This window comes from Planococcus sp. CAU13, assembly GCF_000775575.1.
Taxonomy (GTDB): Bacteria; Bacillota; Bacilli; order Bacillales_A; family Planococcaceae; genus Planococcus.
Window position 1 is genome coordinate 1 of record NZ_JRGN01000174.1, and the last position, 7,948, is coordinate 7,948.

The window sequence follows — 7,948 nt, forward strand, 5'->3', positions numbered from 1 at the left end:
AGTCTTACTGACCGTTAATACGGGATAAAAATGGAGCCGTCCCGCAAAAGGGCGGCTCTTTTCGCAGAAAGGAGGACGGCAGTGATGACGCAATTATTGGAAATGAAAGCAATCGGCAAGCGCTTCGGCTATGTGACTGCACTGGAAAACGGGGAGCTGACTCTCACGCAAGGTGAGGTTCTTGCATTGCTTGGAGTCAATGGTGCAGGCAAAAGCACGATGATCAAGATCCTGTCAGGTGTTTACGGCCAGGACAGCGGCGAAATCAGGCTTGACGGAGAAGTCGTTTCGCTGCGTTCACCAAAACAGGCGAAAGAACACGGCATCTACTGCGTCTACCAGGAAGTCGACACCGCCATCGTCGCGGAACTGACAGTGGCGGAAAATATCCTGCTGGACAGCTTCGCTGGCGGCGGCAGTTTCCTGCTGTCACGGCAGAACATCAATAAACAGGCAAAAGCGGCACTGGCCAAGCTTCAGTCGGAAGACATTTCGGTGTCGCGTAAAGCGGGCACGCTGACGCTCGCGGAAAAACAGCTTGTGCTGATCGCCCGGGCATTGGTGCACTCTGCAAAAATCATCATCTTCGACGAACCGACAGCTCCTCTGTCGCTGACGGAATCGGATAAATTGTTCTCGGTCATCCGCCGCTTGAGCAGTGAAGGCGTCGGCTGCATTTTCATTTCCCATCGGCTGCAGGAAGTTTTTGAGATCAGCGACCGCATCACCGTGATGCGTGAAGGAAAAAGGGTCAACACTTTCGTAACGGAAGAGTCAGATCAGGAAGAAATTATCGAAGCGATGCTGGGTGCAGCACTGAGCCATGAACTGGAGGAAGAGTTGCATCCGGTGGGCGATAATTTATTGGAAATTCAGGGGTTGTCAGACGGCCAAAAACTGCGGGATGTTTCATTTGCAGTGAAAGCCGGTGAAATTGTCGGCATCGTCGGACTGGTCGGTGCGGGCAAGACGGAACTTGCCAAAGCGCTTTTCGGGGCAGAAAAAACAGTCAGCGGCACTATCGAAATCGCCGGCAGGAAAATGCGCATCAACCATCCGGGAGACGCAATCCGTGCCGGGATGGCACTGATTCCTGAAGAGCGGCGAAAAGAAGGACTATTCGTCCATGATTCGCTCCGGGCCAATGCTTCGTTTCCAAATCTCCGGAAATTTTCCAAAGGACTGTTCATGAATAAACCAGCGGAAAACGATTTTGCACAAGAAATAATCGATAAATTGAACATCAAGACCGGCAGCACTGAAACGCCGCTCGTCCACTTGAGCGGCGGCAACCAGCAGAAAGTGGCCATCGGCAAATGGATGAGCCTCGACTCGCTGCTGTATTTATTCGATGAACCGACAAAAGGCGTTGATATCGGCGCTAAGGTCGATATTTTCAAACTGATCCGGAAACTGGCCGGAAGCGGCAAGGGCTGCCTTTATTTCTCCAGTGAAATCCATGAAGCGATCGGTATCTCCGACCGCATTCTGGTAATGTACGACGGTCAGATCGTGAAGGAATTATCACGTCAAGAAGCGACCCAGGAAAGGATATTGCTGTATGCAAGCGGTGGAAAAGAAGAAACTATCAAAAACGAACAACTCACTGAAAGAAAATGCGATCCAGTTTCTGTTTAAATACGGCGCCATCATCCTGCTGATTGCAATCATCCTGTATTTCAGCAGCCTCAGCGACGCTTTCTTCACCTACGGCAACTTCGCGGACATCCTCCGGTCGATTTCAATCGTCACGCTGCTGGCGCTCGGTGTCACATTTACACTCGTGGTCGACGGCTTTGATCTGTCAGTCGGCTCGACGATGTCCCTGTCGACGGTCGTTACGGCGTCTTTGATGGTGTGGTACGACATGCCGCTGTGGCTTGTGCTGCTGTTGCCGCTCTTGATCGGGGTTGCAGTCGGGCTGGTCAACAGTCTCCTCATTAATGTCATCGGAATACCCGATCTGCTGGCGACGCTAAGCATGATGTATATCGTTGCGGGCCTCCACCGCACGTATACGGAAGGCTATTCGATCTACAACAATATGCCGCTCACTTCCGGCGGCACGGCTCCCGGTCAATTATCCGAAGCGTTTCTTTGGATCGGCCAAGGCCAGATGCTGGGTCTGCCGGTGCCAGTCTGGATCATGGTCGTCATGGTGCTTGCTTCGTATGTAATTCTGAGCCATACGCGCTGGGGACGGATTCTCTATATGACCGGCGGCAATGCGGAAGCGGCGACGCTGTCGGGTGTCAATGTGAAAAGAGTGAAGACCTGGGCGTATATCGTCTCCGGTGTCTTTGCTTCGATGGCAGGCATCCTCTTTACGGCACGTGTCGGCTCAGGCCAGATCGACGCCGGTGCGCCGCTCCTGATGGAAGCGGTGGCGGCGGTATTTGTCGGCTATTCGGTGCTCGGCGCCGGCAAGCCGAATGCCCTTGGCACGTTCTTCGGCGCAGCCGTCATCGGCATCCTGCTGAACGGCCTGACCATCCAGAACCTGCCGTATTACGCCTTTGATATTATAAAAGGAACGGTTCTTGTAGCGGCGCTCGCGGTTACGTATGTGTATGCGAAGAATAAGTTTGTGAAGACTTGAAGTGTTCCTAAATGAAACCAGCTTAAATCAAAAGCGTCCGAAAACGTGGAATGACACGTTTTCGGACGTTTTTTTAATTTTAATCTGATTTACTGGTATTGGACTGCGCTACAGAACAAATACTTTAATGGCTACATTTTGAAAAATAAGTGATCAAGTAATTTATTCTATTAAAGAATGGTAAAGTTTTACTGTAAAATCGAAAATAAATGAAACGTTTCAAGGAGCTGCAAACTCTAATAGTAAAGGGAAGGATGAGGTGGATGCAGCACGATGAGAAGTTGGTTTCAGCGGCGATACAGGGAGACCGATTGGCACTTCAGCAATTATTGAAAACCGAAAAAGAAAAGTTGTACCGTATGGCGTATACATACGTGAGAGACGAAGATAATGCGTTGGAGATCTTTCAGCAGACTGTCCTTCAGGCCATTGAATCGGTACATCAAATAAAAGAACCGGAATATTTTTCAACATGGCTGGCCCGTATTTGCATAAATAAAGCTTTATCCTTTTTAAGGAAAAACAAAAAGCTGGTTATTCTGGACGAAATTGAAGTGCGGCGAGCGGAAAACCAATTTTCCATTGATATCTCGGAGCAATTGGACATGGCCAATGCATTGGGTTTATTGCCGGAAAAATACAAGACGGCATTGATGCTGCGATTTTATCAGGATTTTACGGTAAAGCAGATTGCAGAAGTGATGGACTGCCCGGAAGGAACAGTGAAGACTGTGATTCACCGGGGACTGGCGCTGCTGAAAAAGGATTTGAAAGGAGTGTATGCAGATGAATGGCAAAGAGATTTCAATTAAGAAAGCGATGGGGAGTATAGAAGTTCCAGACGAGCGTTTGGATGTCATTATTGAAAATGCATTTTTTGAAACCGCTGCGCCTAAAAAGAAGAAGCGTCGGCAATGGCTGGTTCCGGCAGCAGCTGCATCTGTACTTTTCATCGGTATTTCCACTGCCACCCTTGCCGCTTCTCCGGCATTTGCTAATTATATGGCGCAGCTGCCACTCATCGGCAACGTGTTTTCAATTTTTGCAGAGGAAGAAGAGGGATTAATGCCATATGAGCGTTTCAGCGAAAATATGGAATTGTCGCAAACTAGCAATGGCATCACCATTGCCATTGATCAAGCTGTATACGACGGCACAAATGTAACCTTTACTTATACAATAACAACGGATAAAGAATTGGACGCTTCAGCTCGTGTTACCGGGATTCCCCAGTTGCTGGAAGCGGAAGGAGTAAACGCTTCGATGGAGTGGGAAGTGATAGAAGGAGGGGTAGTTGGAATCAATACGATCCCTCATCTTAACGAAGAGGTGGCTCAAGTCAATGTAGAATGGGAACCGGTCAGCGTTTATACCGCAAATGCAGAATTTAAAGGGGATTGGAAATTTGAGTTTGCAGTGGACCAGCTGAAAAAAGATCCGATGGTGCTGGATGAAAAGGTCACTGAAGGCGGGTTGACGGTTCATTTCACGGAAGTAACCTTTACCGATATCTCTGTGAATATTGCCTATCAGCAATTGGTCGATCCAGTTTTATTGGAGGTTTGGGATGCTGTGGAAGCAGAGCTGATAGCTCAGGACAACCTGGGAAATGTGTATGAAGTTCCTTATAATGGCGGTGCTGCTTATGGAGGGGCCGGGACGAGAGAGGACTTTTTCTGGACAGCGACAATGAGAGGCCTGGATCCTGAGGCGACGTCACTGACTTTGTACCCTTTCGCGCATATCAGCCGGATAGTGGCTGAGGATACTTTCGATTCAAAGCGAATAGAGTTTGATGCGCTCGAGATCAATATGCTTGAAGGAACCGCTCAAATCGTTGAAGTTAAAGATTTCCCTGTTTTTGAAAAAGAAGAAACAGAAGAATAGTAGGAAATCTAAACCCGTCGCAGATTGTTTAATGCAGCGGGTTTTATAACGTATTCAAATAAGAACTACCTGTACAATCAAGTTTAACTGAAGAGAATCAGGTGCAGAGAATTAAGATCAGACTTAAACGGGATACCATTAAATGAATTTCGACAGCCCAGAAAGCAAAAAAGGGAATACTAATTAAGCTGAAGGTCGCTTCGATGCCTTTCAACCGTGCTTGTTTCATGTTCATCAATTCATTTTGTTTGGAGGGCAAAAAATTAACATTACATATTGTAAGGAATCTTTTCTTCCTGGAATTTGAAAATAATAAAGATTTATTAACAATTTTAAGGTAATCTGAAAGGAGCAGTACAAAAGGAGGATAATTAATGGATTGTAATAATTGCTCGGTAGCTGAATTAAAGTTCGATATAAAGCTTGAAGGCGATACGAATTTATCGATGATGGATAATGTCGTGAGCCATCTGGAGCGAAGAGACCTCGAAATTACAAAGAAAGACAATAGATTGTTGCTGAAAGAAGCCGGCGCACAGGAATTTCTTGATTTCTGCCTGCATCATATGGAACCTGCTCAAGTGCAGTTCCGCATCGATAAAGGTGACTGGAACCGGATCGAAGAGATGGAACAGGTTTTCAATATGGAATGGATCGATGACGTGATCCGCAAAGAATTGCTGATCTGCCATTATCAGCCGATTGTGAATGAGAATGAAGAAATTTTTGCTTATGAAATGCTTGCCCGTTTTCATCGTGAGGACGGCTCGGTCATTTACCCGAATGAAATCTTCCCGGCAGCGAAGGCCCGCGGCAGATTGTATGCGCTCGACCGGGTCTGCCGGATGGCTGCCGTTCGCCACGCCGCTGTGCTGAAAGATGTCAAAGCTTTTATTAATTTCATCCCGACTTCGATTTATTCGCCTGAATTCTGCCTGCGTTCCACGACGAATCTTGCTCAGGAACTGGGTGTAGACCCGCGGCAGCTGGTGTTTGAAGTGGTGGAGACAGAAAAGGTGGACGACATCGACCATTTGCGGACCATCCTTGCTTTTTATAAGAAGAAAGGTTTCCAGTATGCGCTGGATGATGTCGGCGAAGGCTATAGCACAATCGAATTGCTGGCAGACCTGAAGCCGCATTATATGAAACTCGATATGCAATTCGTGCAGGGCGTCGCAGAAGATGCAGTGAAGCAGCAGACGGCATTGCGTTTCCTCGGCAAGGCGCTGGAAATCGGTTCGGTTCCACTGGCTGAAGGCGTTGAAACAAAAGAAGATTTCGAGTGGCTGAAAGAGCAGGGCTATCAATTGTTCCAGGGCTATTATTTCGGCAAACCGGAAAAAGAACCTAAGGGAATGGCAGTTGTGCCCGTCTGATACGAGCATTTTCTGCGGCAATGAAAGGCGTTTCGGGTAAACTGGATGAAAAGGAGTGGTGTTTGTGCTGAGCTTTGATCCGGAGAAACAGACGGAACGTGAAAACTATAAATTGCTGGTCGGTTCGATTATTCCGAGGCCGATCGCCTTTGTCACAAGCATTTCTCAGGAGGGCGTCGTCAACGCTGCTCCGTTCAGTTACTTTAACATCGTGTCATCCAATCCGCCGATGCTGTCGGTGTCCGTGCAGCGAAAAGCCGGCGACCGGAAAGACACCGCGCGCAATATTCTTTCCGGCAAGGAATTCGTCGTCCATATCGTCGATGAAGAAAATGTCTTCGAAGTCAATGAAACAGCGGCTAACCTGCCGCCGGACGAAAGTGAAATCAACGTTACGAAATTGACTCTGGTTGATAGCGAAACAGTGGGGGTCCCGGCTGTCGAACAGTCAAAAGTACGGTTTGAATGTGTTCTTCATCAGGCAGTGGAGCTGCCGCATAACGACCTGCTCATCGGCCGGATTATCCGAATCCATGTCGACGAGTCGATTTACGAAAACGGCCGTATCGATGCCGAGGGATTAAAGCCGGTCAGCCGCCTGGCTGGAGCGAATTACGCCAAGCTTGGTGAAATTTTTTCACTGAAGCGGCCGGATTAATAGAAGTTAGCGTAAAAAAAGACGGCCATCGCGGCCGTTTTTTTCTTATACAGAATAAAAGTTCTTAATTGTCTTTAACGGTGTCAGTTGCATGGATGGCTTTATCTTTGCGGCCATGCAGGAAAAAGTAAAGTACCGCAAATAGTAAAACGGCTCCGCTGAAAATCGCGTAAAGATTGCTGTAGCCTGCAGCGGCTATGATGTAGCCGATCAGGTAAGGGCCAAAGCCCAGCGCTGCGTCCATGAAGATGAAAAAAGTGGAAGTGGCGAGACCCATCCGGTGAGGCGGCGTAAGTTTGACTGCCACAGCCTGGGTTGTCGACTGTATATTGCCGAATCCAAGCCCGATCAAAGCACCGGCAATTAAAAGGTCTGCTCCGCTGTCCGCCCGGCTCAGGAGGAACAACCCGGCTGCGAAAATAAGGAAAGCCGGATACATTATGAAGTTCGCGCCTTTCAAATCCATCAGCCGTCCGGTGAAAGGGCGTGACAGCAGAATCGAAATGGCATAGACCAGGAAGAAGAAACTGGCGGTTTCGACGAGGTCAATTTCCATTGCATAAAAATTGATGAATGACAGCACACTGGCATATCCAAGAGAAGCGGCAAATGTAATAACCGCAATCGGCACTGCTTTCGGTTCAACATAATTTGAGATCTTAAACCCTTTCGTTTGGGGCATCCCCGGTGGAAGCTCCACAGGCGGCACATCGATAAACAGCGAAACTCCCAAACTGAAGGCACCGAGCAAGAAACAAAGAGCGAAAATCATTTCATAGCTGGAATACTGGCTCATCACCAATCCGATAAATGGTCCGATGGCGGTCGCCAGGGTGGTGCTCATGCTGAAATAGCCAATGCCTTCACCTTTTCGGGTCGCCGGTATAATCTGTGCGACGATGGTGCCGGCTGCGGTGCTCGCCATCCCAAGAGTCATGCCGTGAAGAAAGCGGGTGAGCAGCAGGAAAGAGAGGCCGATGTTTACAAAATAGAACAATGCCGTCAGTGTGAATAAAATAAGTCCGATGACCATTGTCCTTTTGCGGCCGATTCTGTCGAGAATCCGGCCGATAAACAGTCTGCCCGTCAGCACGCCGATGATGAAAATGCCGGTCACCAACCCAGCTTCACTGGTCGAAGCACCATATTCTTCAACGGCATAGACAGCTATGGTCACGACCAGAAGATAGAAGACGAGTACCAGGAAAAAGTTGACCGATGCTGCCACAATGAAATCTTTCGTCCATAATTTAGGTTTGTTTGTCACCATGGGATGCTCCTTGCATATGATTTTGAGAATGAAACAGCAGATCGTTTCGTTCTCCTTCAATTAATGAAGGTTACCAAAAATTTGAGTGGCTGTCTATTTCAGGAGTCGGTTGAGAAAAGCTGACCGCAACTAAATTGGGTTTAACCGCAACTAAA

7 protein-coding genes are annotated in these 7,948 nt (G+C 48.0%); 6 read left to right on the plus strand and 1 reads right to left on the minus strand.

The genetic code is table 11. The features are described from left to right. The first annotated feature begins 84 nt into the window (after positions 1 to 84). From KW93_RS07380 to KW93_RS07405, 6 genes are all read left to right on the plus strand, one after another. Complete coding sequence (locus KW93_RS07380; protein WP_033542350.1) at positions 85 to 1,638, plus strand: sugar ABC transporter ATP-binding protein; 1,554 nt, start codon at positions 85 to 87, stop codon at positions 1,636 to 1,638. Continuing rightward, on the plus strand, positions 1,562 to 2,599 hold the full coding sequence (locus KW93_RS07385; RefSeq protein WP_052131505.1) for an ABC transporter permease: 1,038 nt from the start codon (positions 1,562 to 1,564) through the stop codon (positions 2,597 to 2,599). Before KW93_RS07380 ends, KW93_RS07385 begins: the two co-directional genes overlap by 77 nt. A gap of 263 nt (positions 2,600 to 2,862) precedes the next feature. Further along, complete coding sequence (locus tag KW93_RS07390) at positions 2,863 to 3,411, plus strand: sigma-70 family RNA polymerase sigma factor (protein ID WP_033542351.1); 549 nt, start codon at positions 2,863 to 2,865, stop codon at positions 3,409 to 3,411. Continuing rightward, positions 3,386 to 4,486 (plus strand): DUF4179 domain-containing protein, encoded by a 1,101-nt coding sequence (locus tag KW93_RS07395; RefSeq protein ID WP_033542352.1) that lies wholly within the window; start codon positions 3,386 to 3,388, stop codon positions 4,484 to 4,486. The genes KW93_RS07390 and KW93_RS07395 overlap by 26 nt, the downstream gene beginning before the upstream one ends. A 374-nt stretch (positions 4,487 to 4,860) precedes the next feature. After that, a complete protein-coding gene (locus KW93_RS07400) occupies positions 4,861 to 5,865 on the plus strand; it encodes an EAL domain-containing protein (protein WP_033542353.1) in 1,005 nt (334 codons plus the stop codon). Positions 5,866 to 5,929: 64 nt separating this feature from the next. Further along, positions 5,930 to 6,523 carry a flavin reductase family protein gene (locus KW93_RS07405; protein WP_033542354.1) on the plus strand — a complete coding sequence of 198 codons (594 nt, stop codon included), beginning with the start codon at positions 5,930 to 5,932 and terminating at the stop codon, positions 6,521 to 6,523. Between the two features lie 64 nt (positions 6,524 to 6,587). On the opposite strand, the gene KW93_RS07410 is transcribed toward KW93_RS07405, so the two are convergent. Further along, positions 6,588 to 7,793, minus strand: coding sequence for an MFS transporter (locus KW93_RS07410; RefSeq protein WP_033542355.1), 1,206 nt, complete (start codon positions 7,791 to 7,793; stop codon positions 6,588 to 6,590). Between the last annotated feature and the right edge of the window lie 155 nt (positions 7,794 to 7,948).